This is a genomic window from Streptomyces pyxinae (genome assembly GCF_024756275.1).
GTDB lineage: Bacteria > Actinomycetota > Actinomycetes > Streptomycetales > Streptomycetaceae > Streptomyces > Streptomyces pyxinae.
Genome location: NZ_JANUGQ010000006.1, coordinates 49198 through 66030, shown reverse-complemented (window position 1 = coordinate 66030; position 16833 = coordinate 49198). Strand labels below are relative to the sequence as shown.

The following is a 16833-nucleotide window of genomic DNA, read 5'->3' as shown; positions in this document are numbered from 1 at the left end:
GCTACCGCTTCTCGGCCGCGGTCTTGGTCAGCGCGCCGACCACACTGTCGACGTATGCCGACATCGACCCGGGGCCGCCGAACATCCAGATGCCGTCCTTCAGCCGGTGCACCCGCTTCGCCTTGACGAAGGCCAGCGAGTTCCAGACCGGGTTCTTGACGAGCGCGGTGGAGACCAGGTCGCCGCCGTCGCTGTCATTGGCGATGTAGGCGAACCGGACGTCCTTGCCGAGCCCGGTCAGTCCCTCCACATCGGTGGTGGCCAGGCCGTAGTCCTTGTCGCCCTTCATGGTCCAGGCGTTCTTCAGGCCGAGCGCCTCATTGACCCCGCCGAGCAGCGAACCGCTGGTGTACGGGCGGATGCTGACCTGGTTGGAGACGACATAGCCGTCCGCGAAGGCGATCTCCTCGCCGCTCAGGCCGGCGTCCGCGAGGGCCTTCTTGCCGGCCGCGAGCTTGGTCTCGAAGGACTTCTTGAGCGTGGCCGCCTGCGCGGTCCGGCCGGTGGCCCGGGCTATCAGGTCCAGGTTCTTGTTCATCTGGCCGAGCGGGTCGGCCGCGTCGCCCGGACGCACCTGGATCACCTTCGCCACCTTGCGCAGCTGCGTGACGGCCGCCGCCGGCAGATCGGTGGTGGCGATCACCACGTCGGGGCGGAGGGCGGCGACGGTGTCCATGCTGGGCTCGCCGCGCAGCCCGATGTCCTTCGGGGCGTTCCGGAGCGGTACGGCGCTGTCCCACGCCTTGTAGCCCTTGACGTCCGCCACGCCGACCGGGTCCACACCGAGCGAGACCAGGGACTCGACGATGTTCCACTCGGTGCCCACGACCTTGGTGGCCGGGGCGTCGAGCTTCACGGTGGCGCCGGTCGCGTCGGTGACGGTGACCGGCCCGGTGGAGGCGGAGGCGGAGGCCGCCGAGTCGCCGGGGGCGGACTCGGTCGTACCGCAGCCGGCCAGCAGCAGCGCGGCGGCGGTGACGCCGGCGGCGACGGAAGAGGAGGAGGTGAGGAGGCGTCTCATGAGCGGGTACGGGACCTTTCCGGACGGTGCTGAGCCGGGGCCGGCAGCGGGTTCTGGGGGTACGGGGAGTGTGTGGGGACTACGGGGAGTTCTGTGAGGTCTGGGGAGTGTGTGGGGTGTGCGAGACCGGGGGGATCCGGGTTTCCTGCTGGACTCGGGAGGTCTGCGTTCCCCAAGGCCCCTGCGGACCCCGGGAATTCAGCGGGTCCTGAGGGCTCTGCGGGCTCTGCGGGGCCTCCGGCGTCCGGGAGCGTTCCTGGGACTCCGGGGGCCGGGGGTGCTCCGGGGCTTCCGGGGACTGAGCCCGCGGGGCCCGGGCGGGCTCGGGGGGCTGGTCGCCGGCGGCGCCCGGGGCCCGGTCCCCGGCCCCGCCCCGGGAGTGGTGCCGGCCCAGCGCCCGGGTGCGCGGGCGGCCGGTCAGCGGGTCGGTGACGACATCGATCCGGATGCCGTACATCTCGGTCAGCCGGTCCCCCGTCAGCACCTCCTCCGGCGTCCCGTCCGCGACGATCCGCCCCGCCCGAAGCAGGGCGATCCGGTCCGCGACGGACGCCGCCTGGTCGAGGTCGTGCAGGACGACACCGACGGCGATCCCGTGCTCGTCCGCCAGGTCGCGCACGAGGTCGAGCAGTTCGATCTGGTAGCGGAGGTCGAGGTAGGTGGTCGGCTCGTCGAGGAGCAGCACCCCGGTCTCCTGGGCGAGACAACTCGCCAGCCAGACCCGCTGGAGCTGCCCGCCCGAGAGATGGTCGGCCTCCCGCTCGGCGAGCTCGGTGACCCCGGTCAGGGCGAGTGCCCGGTCCACCGCGGTACGGCCCCGGGGGTCGGGTCTCCCCCAGCGCCCCCGGTGCGGATAGCGGCCGAACTCCACCAGGTCGCGGACGCGCAGCCCGCTCGGGGTCGGCCGCCCCTGGGTCAGCAGCGCCACCCGCCGGGCGAACTCCCGCGCGGACAGCGCCAGCCCGTCGGCCGCCTCGGGGCCGCCCGGGTCGAGCTCCAGCCGCCCGCTCCGGGCGGTCTGGAGCCGGGCGAGCGTCCGGAGCAGGGTGGACTTCCCGCTGCCGTTCGGGCCTACCAGCGCGGTCACCTCGCCGGGCCGGAGGCGGAGGGCGGCGCCGTGCACGACGTCGTCGCCGTCGTACGCGACGGTGACGCCCTCGGCCGCCAGCTCATGCCCGCGCGGCCCGGGTTCGTCTTGAACCGGAGCTCCCGATTCCGCTTTCCCTGGATTCACGCGGCGAAGGTTAGCCTAACCTTACAAGAGTGCGGACCCCCGGGCCCCGCCGTCCGGCCGCTCCCGCCCCAGGAACACCGGATTGGTGAAGGCCGCCATCGCCCCGGGCAGCCCGGGAAGCGTCGCCGGGTGGCGTACCTCGGCCCGGACGTACGCGGCGTAGCCGGCCGTCGTCGTCCACTCCACCACCGCTGCCGCAGTCCTGGCTCCTGTCCCGATGGCGGCGCCCGTCGCGGTCCCGGGTCCGGTCGTGGCGGCGGCGCTCCTCCCGGACCCAGGTCCGGTCGTGGCGGCGGCGGCGCCCGTGCCCGCTCCGGCTCCCGGGGGCGGGGTCGGTCCCGGGAGCGCGGCCGTCCGGAGGACCCCCTGGTCCGTCACCAGCCGTGCCGTGCAGCCGGGCGCCGCCCCGGTCACCGCCAGCCGTACCGTCACCGGAGTGTCCGGCGCCACCCGCAACCGCTCGCCGGGCCCGGCCACCGCGCCCCGGCCGCCCGTCGCGGTCAGCTCCACCGAGAGCGCGGCGGACTCGGATACGTACGAGCGTCCCGCCCGCAGCCCGGCCAGGATCGCGGCCCGGCTCAGCTCGTCGGCGAGCACCACGGTCTGCGGCAGGCCCACGTGGTCCGGCTCCCGGTGCGCGTCGCTGCCGCCCATCGCGGGCAGCCACCGGCCGCTCCCGGTCAGCCGGGCGTCCCAGTCCCCGAGCGCCAGTTCGTCCTCGGCGGTCCAGGGGCCGTTCCACACCTCCACCGCGTCCGCCTCCGCGTAGCCGTGCTTCCAGGCGCACCCCGGGCACCCGGCGTGCGGATGCGCCGGGACCACCAGTCCGCCCGCCCGGTGGATCCCCCGCGCCACCCGCCCGAACCGGCCGTCCCGCGCCCGGTACCGCCAGTCCGCGAAGGCGCCCGGGTCGGTGCCGATCGCCACGGCGTGGCCGGTGCGGGTGGTCACCTCCTCGCCGGTGAGGATCAGGAGATCGTCGCCCCAGAGCCCCTCCCAGGCCGCATGGGCCGAAGTGGTGTTGTGCTCGGACGAGTTGATGAAGTCGAGCCCGGCGGCCCGGGCGGCGGCGGCCACCTCCGCCGGGGTGCGCCGCCCGTCCGAGTGCACGGTGTGCAGATGGCAGTCGCCCCGGTACCAGGCCCGCCCCCGGCCCCGCGCCCGTCCGGGCGGATGGACCGGCTCGGGCGTCCGGCCGGGCGGGCCGAACCGCAGGGTGACGGTGAGGGTGTACGCCAGCCCACCGGGCGCCACCGTGTACGGCGCCAGCACCACCTGCCAGGTGCCCGGCCGGACGGGACCGGGCAGATAGCCGGGCGTGGCCGCCTCCGCCCGTACCGAGAACTCCGACCGGGCCCCGCCCGACCAGCCCCGGAACCCCTCGGCGCCGGTGCCGCGTTGGTCGAAGAGCCCGATGTCCAGGGCGTTGCCGGGTGTTCCGGCGGGCACGGGCGGCCGCTCGTAGGTGTAGGAGACGGCCAACTCCCGCACCCCGGGCGGGACCTGGAGCGGCACATAGACATAGTCCGGGGCGCCCGGCGGCAGGTTCCCCCGGACCGTGTACGTCCGCTCGCCGCCGGCCGGGCGCCCGTCGCTCCCGTCCCCGCCGTCCGCGTACGCCGCCGGTGCCGAGGCCAATCCCGGGGCCGGGCCTTCCGCGAGCACCGCCCCGGCCCCGGCCGCCACGAACGCCCGCCTGCCGAAGGCCGGTTCGGGCCCCGCTTCCCGGCGCCGGACCTTCCCGGTGCGCCCGGCCGTACCCCTGTCCGTACGCCCGGCCGTGCCTTCGCCCGTACGCCGGTCCGTACGTCCGGCCGCATCCTCGTCCGTACGTCCGGCCGCACCCTGGTCCGTACGCCCGTCCGTGCCCTCGGCGGCCGTACCTTCGTCCGTATGTCCGTCCGTCAGTTCGCCTCTGCGCTCGTACCCGCGCTCGTCCATGGACCCACTCTCCGCCCATGGCGACCGTCAGGGGTCAACTCCTCGCCAACTGGCGGCGAAACCCTCGCGTTACGGCACCGAACACTCCGCGCCGGACGTACGTTGGCGGTATGCGCATTGCCACCTCGATGTTCCTCACCGACGAGACCATCACCCCCGTACGGCTCGCGCGCGAGCTGGAGGAGCGGGGCTTCTCCGGGCTCTACGTCCCCGAGCACACCCACATCCCCGTCGAGCGCACCAGCCCCTATCCATTGGGCGGCGACCTGCCGCCGGAATACGGCCGTACGCTCGACCCGTTCGTGGCGCTCGCCCAGGCGGCCGCCGTCACCGAACGGCTGACGCTCGGCACCGGGATCACCCTGGTCGCCCAGCACGACCCCATCCACCTGGCCAAGCAGGTGGCCAGCCTGGATCACCTCTCCGGCGGCCGGTTCACCTTCGGCGTCGGCTACGGCTGGAACCGCGAGGAGGCCGCCGACCACGGGGTCGTGTGGAAGACCCGGCGGGAGCGGGTGCGCCGGCACTTCGATGTGATGCGCGCCCTCTGGTCGGCCGAACCCACGGCGTACGAGGGTGAGTTCGGCTCGGTCCGGGCCTCGTACGCGTACCCCAAGCCGGCCGGCGGGGCACCCCGGATCCTGTTCGGCGGGGTCGCCGGCCCCACCGTCTTCCGGCACATCACGGAGGTCGGCGACGGCTGGCTGCCGATCGCCGGCGGCAGCCTGCCCGAGGACCTCGCGGCGCTCCGGTCGGAGTGGGAGGCGGCCGGCCGCGACCCGGAGGCGCTGCACATCCTGCCGCTCGTCCCGCGCCCCGGCGCCGAGAAGCTCGACCGGCTGGCCGACCTGGGGATCCGGGAGGTGGTGCTCCAGCTCCCGCCGGCCGGGGCCGACGAGGTGCTCCGCGCCCTGGACGCGTACGCCGAGCACCTCTAGGGCCGGTGGGCCCCGGTCAGGTCCTCCGGCGTCACCCGAACGCGTTCTCGCCGCAGTAGCCGTGCGCGGTGCCGAGGATCTGCGAAACCTGCTTCCCGGTCAGTTCGAGCTCCTGCTTCGTCTTCAGGGCCTGGTCGACGAGGGCCTGCCCGCGGGCGACGCAGAGCGCGTCGCCATGAGCGACGAGTGCGTCGTCGCTGACGCGGTCCAGATCCGGATAGTGTCCGCGGATCGTCTTGAGGTAGAGCTTGGCGGACAGCCCGGTCGGCTTGTGCCCGTCGGCGGAGCCCGCCGACGGGCCGCCGGACGGGGCGGCCGAGGCGGACGCGGACACGGGTGCGGACGGCGGCGCGGACGCGGTGGCCGGTGTCACCGGGGCGCCCGGGCCGTGATCGCCGGACGGGCCGCAGGCCGAGGCGCCGAGCGCGGCGAGTGCGAGGCAGGCGGTGAGCAGGGGCAGACGCTGGTGCATGGATCTCCTGGGACAAAGACGAACAGAAGGATCTTGCCCCATGCCCGGAGTGCTCCACGACCGCGTTTCCTCGTGAACCGGGCGGGTCACACCGCCCACGGAGTACGACTCGTCACCTACGCCGGTGCTCGGCGGCCCTCCAGTCTCCGGGGATTCCCCGGTCTCCGGGGGCTCACCGGTCCCGGAGGGCCCTCTTGCGCCGGCCGGGGGCGTGTAGTGCGCTGACCCCCATGAAAACGAGGAGCGTTGCCACCCTGACCGCCGCTCTGGTCCTCGGGACCCTGCCGGCCGGGGTGGCCCAGCCGGCCGCGGAAGCCGCCGGGCCCCGGGCTTCGGAAACCGCCGTTCACGCGGATGGGACGACCGCCGGAGCGGTTCCGCCGGTGGTCGCGTCCGCGTCGGGGGCCATGTCCGCGTCTGCGCCCACGCCGCCCGCGTCAGCGGCCCCGTCCCGGCCGGGGGTCGCGCCCCGGCTCCCGGGGGTGGATCTCGACACCGTGACGACACCGGAGCTGCAGGCCCGGATGGCGAGCGGCTCGCTGACCTCGGCCGAGCTGACCCGGACCTATCTGGGCCGGATCAGGGGCATCGACCCCCGGCTCCACGCGGTGCTCCGCACCGACCCGACCGCGCTCCACCAGGCCGCCGCCAGCGACGCCAGGCACCGGCGCGGTGCCGTCCTCGGACCGCTCGACGGCATCCCGGTGCTGCTCAAGGACAATGTGGACACCCGGTCCATGCCGACGACGGCCGGCTCGCTGGCCCTCGCCGGGAGCCCGCCGGACGCCGACGCCGTCCTGGTCACCCGGCTGCGGGAGGCGGGGGCGGTGATCCTCGGCAAGACCAATCTCTCCGAGTGGGCGAACTTCCGGGCCGCCAAGCCCACTTCTGGCTGGTCGGCGGTGGGCGGCCAGACCAACAACCCGTATGTGCTGGACCGCAACCCGTGCGGGTCGTCGGCCGGTTCGGCCGCCGCGCTCGCCGCCTCGCTGGCCCAGGTGGCGATCGGCACCGAGACGGACGGCTCCATCGTGTGCCCGGCCGGGATGAACGGCGTGGTCGGCCTCAAGCCCTCCCTCGGGCTGGTGAGCCAGTCCGGTGTGGTGCCCATCTCCGCCGAGCAGGACACCGCCGGGCCCATGGCACGCAATGTGACCGACACCGCGCTGACCCTCTCGGTGATCAGCGACCCCGGCGGCCGGACGCATCCTCGGGGCCGGACCGCCAACGGTGTTCCCGGTACCGGTGCTCCGTACGCCCCCACACCCTCGGCCGGGCTGCGCGGCAAGCGGATCGGGCTGTGGCGGCTGCCCTCGCTCGGCCCGGAGGTGGACGCCCTGATGACCGGCACGGCGCGGCGGCTGCGGGACGCCGGAGCCGAGGTCGTGGAGGTGACCCCGCCCTACCAGGACCGGCTGGCGGCGCTCGAATTCCCGGCGCTGCTCAGCGAGTTCCACCGGGACATCGACGCCTATCTGGCGACCCGCCGGGGCCCCCGGAACCTCGCGGGGCTCATCGAGTTCAACCGCTCCCACCCGGCGGAACGGACCTGCTTCGCCGGACAGGAACTCTTCGAGCAGGCCCTCGCCGCGCCGCCCACCAGCGATCCGGAGTACCGGGCGGCCCGCGCCGAGCTGCGGGACCTCTCCCGGCGCTCGATCGACGAGACCCTGGCCGCCCACCGGCTGGACGCCATCGCCGCCCCGGCCAATCCGCCCGCCTGGACGACCGACTGCGCCCGGGGTGACAACGACATCGTCCCGTCCTCCACGCCCGCCGCCGTGGCCGGGTATCCGTCGCTCTCGGTGCCCGCCGGCTTCGTGGGCGAGCTGCCGGTCGGGCTGCTGCTGACGGCCGGCGGCCACCAGGACGTCCGGCTGCTGTCGCTGGGCGGTGCGGTGGAGCGGGAGCTGCGCGCCTGGCGGGCCCCGCGCTACCTCCCGACCACGGGCCCCGCCGCCCGGCACTGAGCCGTCGCGTCCCGCGGGCCGTGCGCCCGGGGCCGGGCTTCCGGCCGGCCCCGGTCCGGCTCGTCCCCGCCCGGCCCGGTCCGGCCCATCCCGTCCCGGTCCGATCCGGCCTGTTCCGGACGGGTGGCGGGAGTGCGCGCCCGCTGCCCGGGCCGTCGGCCGGGCGCTCGTATGCTCGGTGGATGACCACCACGGGAAACGGCAACAGCACCGGGGCGGCGCCGACCACGCCGCCCACCGCCAACGCCATGCGCCGGGCGCTGCGGCGGGCGCGGGACGGGGTCGCGCTCGACGTCACCGAGGCCGCCGTGCTGCTCCAGGCGCGCGGGGACGACCTGGCGGACCTCACCGCCTCGGCGGCCCGGGTGCGGGACGCCGGGCTCGCGGCGGCCGGGCGGCCCGGTGTCATCACGTACTCCAAGAGTGTGTTCATCCCGCTCACCCGGCTCTGCCGGGACCGGTGCCACTACTGCACCTTCGTCACCGTGCCCGGCAAGCTGCGCCGGGCCGGGCACGGGATGTTCATGTCCCCCGACGAGGTGCTGGACATCGCCCGGCGCGGCGCCGAACTGGGCTGCAAGGAAGCCCTGATCACGCTGGGCGACAAGCCCGAGGACCGCTGGCCGGAGGCCCGGGAGTGGCTGGACGCGCACGGCTACGACGACACCCTGGCGTACGTCCGGGCCATGTCGGTGCGCATCCTGGAGGAGACCGGGCTGCTGCCCCACCTCAACCCGGGGGTGCTCTCCTGGACCGACTTCCAGCGGCTGAAGCCGGTCGCCCCCTCGATGGGGATGATGCTGGAGACCACCGCCGAGCGGCTGTGGAGCGAGCCCGGCGGCCCGCACCACGGCTCCCCGGACAAGGAACCGGCCGTCCGGCTGCGGGTGCTGGAGGACGCCGGGCGTTCCTCGGTGCCGTTCACCAGCGGGCTGCTGATCGGTATCGGGGAGACGTACGAGGAGCGCGCCGACTCGCTGTTCGCGCTGCGCCGGGTGGCCCGGGCGTACCACGGCATCCAGGAGCTGATCATCCAGAACTTCCGCGCCAAGCCGGACACCGCGATGCGCGGCATGCCGGACGCGGAGCTGGACGACCTGGTGGCCACCGTCGCCGTCGCCCGCCACATCATGGGCCCGTCCGGCTGCATCCAGGCCCCGCCGAACCTGGTGGACGAGGAGTACGGGCGGCTGATCGGCGCGGGCATCGACGACTGGGGCGGGGTCTCGCCACTCACCCCCGACCATGTGAACCCCGAGCGCCCGTGGCCGGAGATCGACCTGCTGGCCGAGCGGTCGGCGGCGGAAGGTTTCCGGCTGGCCGAACGGCTCTGTGTCTACCCGGAGTTCGTCACCCGGGGTGAACCGTGGCTGGACCCCCGGGTGCTGCCGCACGTCCGGGCGCTGGCCGACCCGGAGACCGGTCTCGCCCGGCCGGACGCGCGGCCCGGGGGACTGCCGTGGCAGGAGCCGGACGAGGGCTTCACCCCCTCGGGCCGCACCGATCTGCACCGCACCATCGACACCGAGGGCCGCACCCACGACCGGCGCGCCGACTTCGACGCGGTGTACGGCGACTGGGCGGCGCTCCGCGAGGCGGCGGCGCCCGGGATGGTCCCGGAGCGCATCGACACCGATGTGCGCGGAGCCCTCGCCGTCGCCGCCGACGACCCGACCCGGCTCACCGACGCCGAGGCGCTGGCCCTGCTGCACGCCGACGGGCCGGCCCTGGACGCGCTCTGCCGGGTCGCGGACGACCTCCGCAAGTCCGTCGTCGGCGAGGACGTCACGTACATCGTCACCCGCAACATCAACTTCACCAATGTCTGTTACACCGGCTGCCGGTTCTGCGCCTTCGCCCAGCGCCGCACCGACGCCGACGCCTACACCCTCTCGCTCGACCAGGTGGCGGACCGGGCCGCGCAGGCGTGGGAGGTGGGCGCGGTGGAGGTGTGCATGCAGGGCGGCATCCACCCGGACCTGCCCGGCACCGCGTACTTCGACATCGCCCGCGCGGTGAAGGCCCGGGTGCCCGGCATCCATGTGCACGCCTTCTCGCCCATGGAGGTGGTCAACGGGGCCAGCCGTACCGGACTCTCGATCCGCGAGTGGCTGACCGCCGCCCAGGAGGCCGGACTCGACTCCATCCCGGGCACCGCCGCCGAGATCCTGGACGACGAGGTGCGCTGGATCCTCACCAAGGGCAAGCTGCCCGCCGCCACCTGGACCGAGGTCATCAGGACCGCCCACCAGGTGGGCCTGCGGTCCAGCTCCACGATGATGTACGGCCATGTCGACCAGCCCCGCCACTGGCTGGGCCACTTCCGCACACTGGCCGCCCTCCAGCAGGAGACCGGCGGCTTCACGGAGTTCGTCACCCTCCCCTTCATCCACACCAACGCCCCGGTCTATCTGGCCGGCATCGCCCGCCCGGGCCCCACCACCCGCGACAACCGCGCCGTCACCGCCATGGCCCGGCTCCTCCTGCACCCGCACATCACCAACATCCAGACCAGCTGGGTGAAGCTCGGCGCGGAGGGCGCCGCCGAGATGCTCCGCTCCGGCGCCAACGACCTGGGCGGCACCCTCATGGAGGAGACCATCTCCCGGATGGCCGGCTCCTCCTACGGCTCGTACAAGTCCGTACGCGACCTCACCGCCATCGCCGCCGCCGCGGGCCGCCCCGCCCGCCCCCGCACCACCCTCTACGGCGAGGTCCCCGAGGAACGCCGCCGGGCCGCCACCGCCTCCGACGGCCACCTCCCCCGCCTGCTCCCCGTCCTCACCGACTGAGCCCGCCCGAAAGGAACACCGGCAGCCGTGCGGCTCCTCTTCCAGGTCACCTTCGCCGTGGCCACCCTGCTGGAGATCGTCCTGATCGCCGTCCTGATCCGCCGGTCGGTACGGAAGACCTCTCCGCGCCGCACGGTGAGCGGGGGCGAGTGGCTCTCGGCGGCCGGCTACTTCGCCGGTCCCATGGTGATCGTCCAGCTCCTCGTCCACGGCTGGGACACCCTCCACCCCACCGACATCGCCCTCTTCGCCGCCACCTTCGGCCTGGTCACCGCCGCCCTCACCGAACGCCTCCGCCCCCGCCACCCCACCGCCGCCCTCGCCACCCTCACCCTCCCCGCCGCCCTCGGCCTCCTCGGCGGCCTGGTGGGCCCGGGGCTGTGACGGGTACGTGCCGATCGGCGCCCCTGTCGTGGGGCGGGGGTCACCGGACCACCGCCCAGACGGTCTTTCCCCGGTGGTGTTCCTCGATCCCCCACGACTGCGCGAGCGCCGACACGAGGGCCAGTCCGCGTCCGGTCTCGTCGTCGTGGCCCGATGCGCGCGGCACGGGAAGTACGCCGGAGGAGTCGGTGACCGCCACCCGGACGGTCCGCCGTCCGGTACGGTCGATGGCCACCGCGATGTCGTCGCACCGTGCGTGCCGCACGGCGTTGGACATCAGCTCCGAGACGATCAGCGCGGTGGGGTCGGCCAGTTCCTCCAGGGCCCAGGTGGCGAGCGCGACACGGACCAGACTCCGGGCGGTGGCCGCGCTTCCGGGGGCGGGCGGCAGGGTACCGCCGTAGCCGGGGCGGCAGGCTGGCTGCGCGGATTCCCCCGGTGAGGGTTGAGCCATCGTCGTCTCCTTTGACTTTGACGGTGGTGTGGGCATCGCCGCACTGCGGCGCCGATGCGGGTGGCTGACTCCCGGTACGGGCGCGGCCCCGGCGGGTGGCGTACAGGCCTCGGGCTCTCGACGGGTCCGGTCAAGGCCCGCGCGGCTTACGCCCTGGCCTCGACGTGGGTCAGAGCCGGCCGAGCACGGTCCAGGTGAGCAGCAGCGTGGCCGTGGCGGCGACGACCGCCGTCAGTGCCCGCCACCCGGGGCCGTCACCGGTCACGGACGGCCTGCCGATGCAGCCGGGCGAGGGCGGCGAGCTGCCGCTCCTCGTGCGCGGTGGGCCGCCGCAGCTGTGCGAAGGCCGCGAACCAGGGGTGGCCTCCGGGACGTACGAGCGTCACTTGCTCGGCACCCGGCCGGACGGCAAGCACCCGGCCGGCCTGGCCTTTCCGCTGGTCGAACCACACCTCTCCGGCCTCCGGGTCGGGTCGCTCGGGCATCCGGGAGTTCCTGCGCCGCGAGGCCGGGGCGTTCGCCGTCCCGGAGCTTCGCCGCTGCACCGGTCGGCCGTCACCGGCTCCGGCGGCGGTGTGTGCGGCGACGGCGGCGAGCTGCCGCACCTCGGCCTCCGTGGCCGGGCGCGTCCTGGCTCGCTCCGCCGTCCACGGTTGCCGGCCCGGCCGTACCAACGTGACCCTGTCCGCCGTGACTTCCGCGACGCGCCCGGCAGCCTCCCGGGCCCGGTCGAACAGCACCTCGCCCACTTTCACCGGACGCAGCGGCAGACGCGGCCGACCCCTTCGGTTCATGACCGGCCCCCGTCCGTACGCCGCCGGCGCGGGTGCTGCCGGACGACCTCGTGCTGCGCCTCCACGCCGGTGAACTCGCGCGCCCCGTAAGCCTGGTGTCGGTACTCGCCGGCTGTCGTGCAGACCTCGCACTCGGACCCGGCGACGGGGTCCAGTTCCTGCGCACGGTCCGTCCTCCTCCGGCGGAGCCCGGCCTCGACGGCTTTCGGCGTGGCGTGGTCGGGGACCGTGGTGACCGGCGTCGGGAAGGTGAAGGTGCCGGCCGCGTACGCCTTCAGGACTTCGTCCGGGACCGGTACGCGGGTGCCCGGCGGTAGCGGCACGGACGGAGGCGGCGACGGAGACGGGCGCCCGCGCCGCATGAAAACGCTCATGGTCGAGACCTTCCTGTCGGAAACTCGTTGCACAGGAAGAGAGTCGGTTCCGTGGCCCAGCATCTGAAGGTGCGCACGCCGCAACCTGCACGGTGAATTCCCCGGCATATGCAGGGGTGTTGTCACCTGCGGAGACGTTCCGGCTGCCAGTCGTGTGCATCCTCGCGAGAAGGGGGCAAAATGGACGTGGAACGCGTGGACGATCCGCTGATGGCTTTTGCTGAGCGGCTCAAGCAGGATCGTGAGTTGTACCCCGAGCGTCGGCTCACGCAGGCCGATGTGGCGCGCATGGTTCACATGTCCTCGTCGACCATCAGCCGGGTCGAGTCCGGGAGGTATCCGATCCCGGACGGCCTGCCGGCCCTGCTCGACCGGATCTTCAACACGGACGGGGTGTACAAGCGGCTGTACGAAGCCAGTGTTGCCGCGAGCTTTCCGGTGCTCTTTCAACGACGGATGCTGCTGGAGCGGAACGCGGAGGCGATCTGGGAGTGGTCACCGTGCATGGTGCCGGGTCTGCTGCAGACGAGCCGGTACGCCCACAGCCTGATCCGCAAGTGGGACCGGTTGGCCAGTGCCACCGAGGTTGCCCGACTGACGGCGGCGAGGGTGGATCGCCAGGAGGTCTTCCGTCGAGCCGCACCCCCCGACGTCCGGATGGTGCTCTGCGCATCGACGCTTCTGCGCCGCCCTGTTGAGCACGATGTGATGCGCGAACAACTTGCCGCGCTGTTGACCCATGCCCAGCGGCCCACGGTCAGGCTTCATGTCCTGCCACTGGACGCGCCCGCCCACACGCTGATGGACAATCCCATCAGCATCCTGACTACCTCGACACACGAAACCGTGATCTGTGTCGAGGCGTACGAGACGGCAGCCATCATTCAGGACTTGGACAAGGTTCGGACGGCCGTTCGCGCCTACCATGACTTGTCGGAGGAGGCGCTATCGGCTCGCGCCAGCGCGGAGTTCATCAGAGACCAGATGGAGAAGCTGTGAATACGTTCCTGCGGTGGGTCAAGTCCTCGTACAGCGGTCCGGCGGGCGGCAACTGTGTCGAGTGGGCCCCGGACGCGGTGGGCGCGACCGGTGCGGTGCCCGTCCGCGACAGCAAGGTTCCCGGTCCGGTCGTCACGGTCTCGGCCGGTGCCTGGGCGGCCTTCGTCCGTGTGGTGCGTTCCGAGGACTGACTCCGCCCGCACGCGATCCGGCGGCTCTGCTCATGATCCGCCGAGTGAGCCGGGTAAGCCATGTTCCCCACCTTGGAGTTGGCAAGGAGTGACGTGGAGCGCCGGACCTTCCTCACCGCCTCCAGCGGATACGCCCTGGGTGCTCTGGGGTTGCCCGACCCGGAGGGTGTGCTGCGCCGGGCCGGGCGTCCCGTGGCCGGAGCCGTCCGGGTGGGGCAGGGGGAGGTGGCGGCGGTGCGGCAGATGGTGAAGTCGTTGGGGGACTCCGCCGCGGAACTCGGTGGCGGGCATGCCCGGCATCTCGCCGTCCGCTATCTGACGGAGGACGTCGCCCCCTGGCTGGCGGGGCGGTTCGGTGAGGCCACCGGACGGCGGCTCTTCGGAGCCGTCAGCGAACTCGTGCACCTGGTGGGCTGGATGGCGCAGGACGAGGGGGACACCCCCGAGCTGCGGTGGCTGGCGCAGGCGTACTACGCGCATGCCTACCGGCTGGCCGCCGAGGCGGGGGATCCGGAGCTGTCCGCGACCGCGCTGCGGGGCCTGGCCGTTCAGTGCGGGGAGCTGGGACACCGCGCCGAGGCCGTCCAACTGGCCGAGGCGTGCGTGGAGCACGGGCGGCGGGTGGACCACCCACGGGCCGTCGCCTACTACGAGGCCACGCTCGCCCAGGCGGCCGCGCAGGACGACGACCGCCGGACGGCCACCCGCCATCTCGCGGCCTCCGAGGCGGCCATCGGGCGTTCCGCGGACGTTGCCGGAGATTCCTGGGCGGCCCACTACTCGCCGGGCCGCTGGGCCCATGAGAGCGGCACGATCCTGGGGCGGCTCGGTGATCTCGACGCGGCCGAGGAACATCTGCGGCTGGCGCTCGGGATCCACGGGCTGGACCGCAGGCGCACCCGGGCCATCGTCCTCGCGGACCTCGGCACCGTACGCCTGCGCCAAGGGGACACGGACGGCGCGTTCACCGCCTGGGACGGCTTCCTGGACTGCGCCGAAGGCATCCGGTCGGTCAAGGTGCGGGCCGCCCTGCGGGAGCTGGGGATCCGGCTGCGGCGTTACGGCGGGCTCTCCGAGGCGCGGACGCTGTGCGAACGGGCCGCCCGGGTGGCGGGGGCGGCGGGGGAGTGAGCCGGGGACATGGGCGCCGACCGGCCACCGCCCCTCGACGCGACATGTGTGGCCGTGGGCTCCACCCTGCGGCTCCGGAGGCAAGATCAAGGAGGGCCACATGACCAGAGGGTTTGGCCTCGTCGTCCGGTTCACCCTGCGCGACGCGGAGGCGGCGGAGGCGTTTGACGCCCTGGTGACGAAAGTGCTCGAAGGCATCCGGGCCCAGGAACCGGGCACGCTGGCCCATGTCGTGCACGCGGTGGCGGGGGAGCCCCACGCCCGTCTCTTCTACGAGCTCTACGCCGACCGGGCGGCGTTCGACCACCATGAGCAGCAGGAGCACACCCGCCACTTCCTGAAGGAGCGGGAGAAGTACGTCTCCGACGTACACGTCACCTTCCTGCGGAGCCAGGACGCTGCCGGGGCGTGGACGTGACCCAGACGGGATGCCGTGCATGTCGGAGCACGGGTCACCGATCCGAGGGAGCAACGCGGATGCGCACATGCCCTGTCGGCGGAGGTGCTGTCGGCCCACGCCTGCGCGAAGTTCATCAGGGACCAGAGGGAGAAGCTGTGGATACGTTCCTGCGGTGGGTCAAGTCCTCGTACAGCGGTCCAGCGGGCGGCAACTGTGTCGAGTGGGCTCCGGGCGCGGTGGGTGGGGTACTCGTCCGTGACAGCAAGGTCACCGGACCGATCGTCACGGTCTCGACCGATGTCTGGGCGACCTTCGTCGGCGCGGTGCGATCCGAGAGCTGATCCGCGCGGGCGGCCCCGGGTGGAGGGTGCCGGTCCGGGTGCGGGGAGCGGGGGGCGGACGGGGGCGGGGTGGTCGGTTACAGTGCTGGGCCAGGCGTACGGTGGCGGCCGACGGAAGGGGCTCGGTGGGTACTGTCTGGGGCCGGGCCGAGCAGCAGGACTTCCGTGCCCGGGTACGCGGCTGTCTGCTGGGCGCCGCCATCGGGGACGCCCTCGGGGCGGGGGTCTCCGGGCTCTCCGTGGAGGCCATCCGGGACGCCCACGGGCCGGACGGGCTCAGCGATCTCACCCCCGCCCACGGCCGGCGCGGCGCCGTCACCTCGGCCACCCAGCTGACCCTGTTCACGGTGGACGGGCTGATACGCGCCCAGGTGCGCCGTGACACCGGTGCCTGGCATCCGCCGACCGACATCCACCGGGCCCACCTCCGCTGGGCCGCCACCCAGCGCGACTGGGGCCCGGACGAGCGGCGGAAGGACAACGGCTGGCTCGCCTGCGAGGAGTGGCTGTACGCCCGCCGGAACCCGGCCCGGGCCACCCTCACCGGGCTCGGGGACGAGGTACTGGGCACCCCCGACCGCCCCAAGAACCCGGCCGCCCGGGACGCCGGGGCCGTGGTGCGCTCGGCGCCGTTCGGGCTGCTGGTCGGCTGGGAGCCGGAGCTGGTGTGCCGGCTCGCCGTGGAGTGCGCCGCGCAGACGCACGGGCACCCCTCGGCGTACCTCGCGGCCGGTGCCTACGCCGTCGTGGTGCACGGTGTCGCCCGGGGCGAGACCATCGAGGCGGCGGTGGCCCGGGTGCCCGCGCTGCTCGCCGGGTACGCCGGGCACGAGCCAGTCGCCGGGGCGCTGCGGGGCGCGCTCGGCGCCGTACGGCAGGGGGTACCGGGGCCGGACCGGATCGCCGCGCTGGGCGACACCGACGGCGAGGCGGCCGAGGACGCGGTGGCCATCGCGGTCTACTGCGCCCTCGTCGGGGCGGACATGCGGCACGGGCTGCGGCTGGCGGTCAACCACGACGGGCCGTCCGAGACCACCGGGTCGCTCACCGGCGGGCTGCTCGGCGCCCTGCACGGCGAGACCGCGCTGCCGCCCGCCTGGCTGGCCGAACTGGAGGGCCGGGCCACGGTGCTGGAGCTCGCCGACGACTTCGCCATGGAGATGACCCAGGGCCCCGCGCTGCACGGCCCCGCCGTCTCCGCCCCGGGCTGGCTGGCCCGTTACCCACGGGGATGAGGACCGGGGTGAGAAAGGCCGGCCGACGACGACGGACGGGGGTGCCGGAGCCGGGTGCGGGCAGGACGGAGCCCCCTCGGCCTGGTCGGCGGTAATCCGGTCGAGAGGGCTCTGTGGGTGATGCGATGCAGCGATGACGCGGTGATGCGGTGATGCCGTGAT

Annotated in this window: 15 protein-coding genes and 1 pseudogene; 10 read left to right on the top strand and 6 right to left on the bottom strand. The window is 73.8% G+C overall.

The window, feature by feature from the left end; all coding sequences use genetic code 11:
* Position 1: 1 nt before the first annotated feature.
* From NX801_RS09390 to NX801_RS09380, 3 genes and pseudogenes are all read right to left on the bottom strand, one after another.
* Positions 2-1021: an iron-siderophore ABC transporter substrate-binding protein gene (locus NX801_RS09390; protein WP_258786812.1), complete on the bottom strand. Its 1020-nt coding sequence runs from the start codon at positions 1019-1021 to the stop codon at positions 2-4.
* A gap of 373 nt (positions 1022-1394) precedes the next feature.
* A pseudogene (locus NX801_RS09385) lies at positions 1395-2255 on the bottom strand (ABC transporter ATP-binding protein); the annotation flags it as partial.
* Between the two features lie 21 nt (positions 2256-2276).
* The gene (locus NX801_RS09380) at positions 2277-4196 is read right to left on the bottom strand and encodes a CehA/McbA family metallohydrolase (RefSeq protein WP_258786811.1); all 1920 of its coding nucleotides are present in this window, start codon (positions 4194-4196) and stop codon (positions 2277-2279) included.
* A gap of 110 nt (positions 4197-4306) precedes the next feature.
* Here NX801_RS09380 and NX801_RS09375 point away from each other — a divergent pair, with 110 nt between their 5' ends.
* On the top strand, positions 4307-5134 hold the full coding sequence (locus NX801_RS09375; RefSeq protein ID WP_258786810.1) for an LLM class F420-dependent oxidoreductase: 828 nt from the start codon (positions 4307-4309) through the stop codon (positions 5132-5134).
* Positions 5135-5165: 31 nt separating this feature from the next.
* Here NX801_RS09375 and NX801_RS09370 read toward each other — a convergent pair whose 3' ends face one another.
* Entirely contained in the window at positions 5166-5606 is a 441-nt protein-coding gene (locus tag NX801_RS09370) for a hypothetical protein (RefSeq protein ID WP_258786809.1), read from the bottom strand.
* Between the two features lie 230 nt (positions 5607-5836).
* Between NX801_RS09370 and NX801_RS09365 the strand changes: the two genes are divergently transcribed.
* The 3 genes from NX801_RS09365 to NX801_RS09355 all read left to right on the top strand — a co-directional run bounded on the left by NX801_RS09365 (position 5837) and on the right by NX801_RS09355 (position 10752).
* Entirely contained in the window at positions 5837-7576 is a 1740-nt protein-coding gene (locus NX801_RS09365) for an amidase (protein ID WP_428986109.1), read from the top strand.
* A gap of 182 nt (positions 7577-7758) precedes the next feature.
* Positions 7759-10368, top strand: coding sequence for a bifunctional FO biosynthesis protein CofGH (locus NX801_RS09360; protein ID WP_258786807.1), 2610 nt, complete (start codon positions 7759-7761; stop codon positions 10366-10368).
* Between the two features lie 27 nt (positions 10369-10395).
* Entirely contained in the window at positions 10396-10752 is a 357-nt protein-coding gene (locus tag NX801_RS09355) for a hypothetical protein (RefSeq protein ID WP_258786806.1), read from the top strand.
* A 40-nt stretch (positions 10753-10792) separates the two neighbouring features.
* On the opposite strand, the gene NX801_RS09350 is transcribed toward NX801_RS09355, so the two are convergent.
* Together NX801_RS09350 and NX801_RS09345 are read right to left on the bottom strand one after the other, a co-directional pair.
* Entirely contained in the window at positions 10793-11206 is a 414-nt protein-coding gene (locus NX801_RS09350; protein ID WP_258786805.1) for an ATP-binding protein, read from the bottom strand.
* Positions 11207-11460: 254 nt separating this feature from the next.
* On the bottom strand, positions 11461-11691 hold the full coding sequence (locus NX801_RS09345) for a hypothetical protein (RefSeq protein ID WP_258786804.1): 231 nt from the start codon (positions 11689-11691) through the stop codon (positions 11461-11463).
* 863 nt (positions 11692-12554) lie between these two features.
* On the opposite strand from NX801_RS09345, the gene NX801_RS09340 reads away from it, so the two are divergent.
* The 6 genes from NX801_RS09340 (at position 12555) to NX801_RS09315 (ending at position 16671) form a co-directional block, all read left to right on the top strand.
* Entirely contained in the window at positions 12555-13373 is an 819-nt protein-coding gene (locus NX801_RS09340) for a helix-turn-helix domain-containing protein (RefSeq protein ID WP_258786803.1), read from the top strand.
* Positions 13370-13564, top strand: a complete 195-nt coding sequence (locus NX801_RS09335) for a DUF397 domain-containing protein (protein ID WP_258786801.1) — start codon at positions 13370-13372, stop codon at positions 13562-13564. Before NX801_RS09340 ends, NX801_RS09335 begins: the two co-directional genes overlap by 4 nt.
* A gap of 60 nt (positions 13565-13624) precedes the next feature.
* Positions 13625-14695 (top strand): NsdA family TPR-like regulatory protein, encoded by a 1071-nt coding sequence (locus NX801_RS09330; RefSeq protein ID WP_487403417.1) that lies wholly within the window; start codon positions 13625-13627, stop codon positions 14693-14695.
* Positions 14696-14795: 100 nt separating this feature from the next.
* Positions 14796-15113 carry a putative quinol monooxygenase gene (locus tag NX801_RS09325; protein WP_258786799.1) on the top strand — a complete coding sequence of 106 codons (318 nt, stop codon included), beginning with the start codon at positions 14796-14798 and terminating at the stop codon, positions 15111-15113.
* A 137-nt stretch (positions 15114-15250) separates the two neighbouring features.
* Complete coding sequence (locus NX801_RS09320; RefSeq protein WP_258786798.1) at positions 15251-15436, top strand: DUF397 domain-containing protein; 186 nt, start codon at positions 15251-15253, stop codon at positions 15434-15436.
* Between the two features lie 125 nt (positions 15437-15561).
* Entirely contained in the window at positions 15562-16671 is a 1110-nt protein-coding gene (locus NX801_RS09315) for an ADP-ribosylglycohydrolase family protein (protein ID WP_258786797.1), read from the top strand.
* Positions 16672-16833: the final 162 nt, after the last annotated feature.

Excerpts from the sequence above, each read along its gene's own strand:
- NX801_RS09345 (WP_258786804.1), bottom strand. The coding sequence starts at position 11,691 with ATGCCCGAGCGACCCGACCCGGAGGCCGGAGAGGTGTGGTTCGACCAG.
- NX801_RS09340 (WP_258786803.1), top strand. The coding sequence starts at position 12,555 with ATGGACGTGGAACGCGTGGACGATCCGCTGATGGCTTTTGCTGAGCGG.
- NX801_RS09330 (WP_487403417.1), top strand. The coding sequence starts at position 13,625 with ATGTTCCCCACCTTGGAGTTGGCAAGGAGTGACGTGGAGCGCCGGACC.
- NX801_RS09360 (WP_258786807.1), top strand. The coding sequence starts at position 7,759 with ATGACCACCACGGGAAACGGCAACAGCACCGGGGCGGCGCCGACCACG.
- NX801_RS09370 (WP_258786809.1), bottom strand. The coding sequence starts at position 5,606 with ATGCACCAGCGTCTGCCCCTGCTCACCGCCTGCCTCGCACTCGCCGCG.
- NX801_RS09375 (WP_258786810.1), top strand. The coding sequence starts at position 4,307 with ATGCGCATTGCCACCTCGATGTTCCTCACCGACGAGACCATCACCCCC.
- NX801_RS09325 (WP_258786799.1), top strand. The coding sequence starts at position 14,796 with ATGACCAGAGGGTTTGGCCTCGTCGTCCGGTTCACCCTGCGCGACGCG.
- NX801_RS09390 (WP_258786812.1), bottom strand. The coding sequence starts at position 1,021 with ATGAGACGCCTCCTCACCTCCTCCTCTTCCGTCGCCGCCGGCGTCACC.
- NX801_RS09365 (WP_428986109.1), top strand. The coding sequence starts at position 5,837 with ATGAAAACGAGGAGCGTTGCCACCCTGACCGCCGCTCTGGTCCTCGGG.
- NX801_RS09380 (WP_258786811.1), bottom strand. The coding sequence starts at position 4,196 with ATGGACGAGCGCGGGTACGAGCGCAGAGGCGAACTGACGGACGGACAT.
- NX801_RS09350 (WP_258786805.1), bottom strand. The coding sequence starts at position 11,206 with ATGGCTCAACCCTCACCGGGGGAATCCGCGCAGCCAGCCTGCCGCCCC.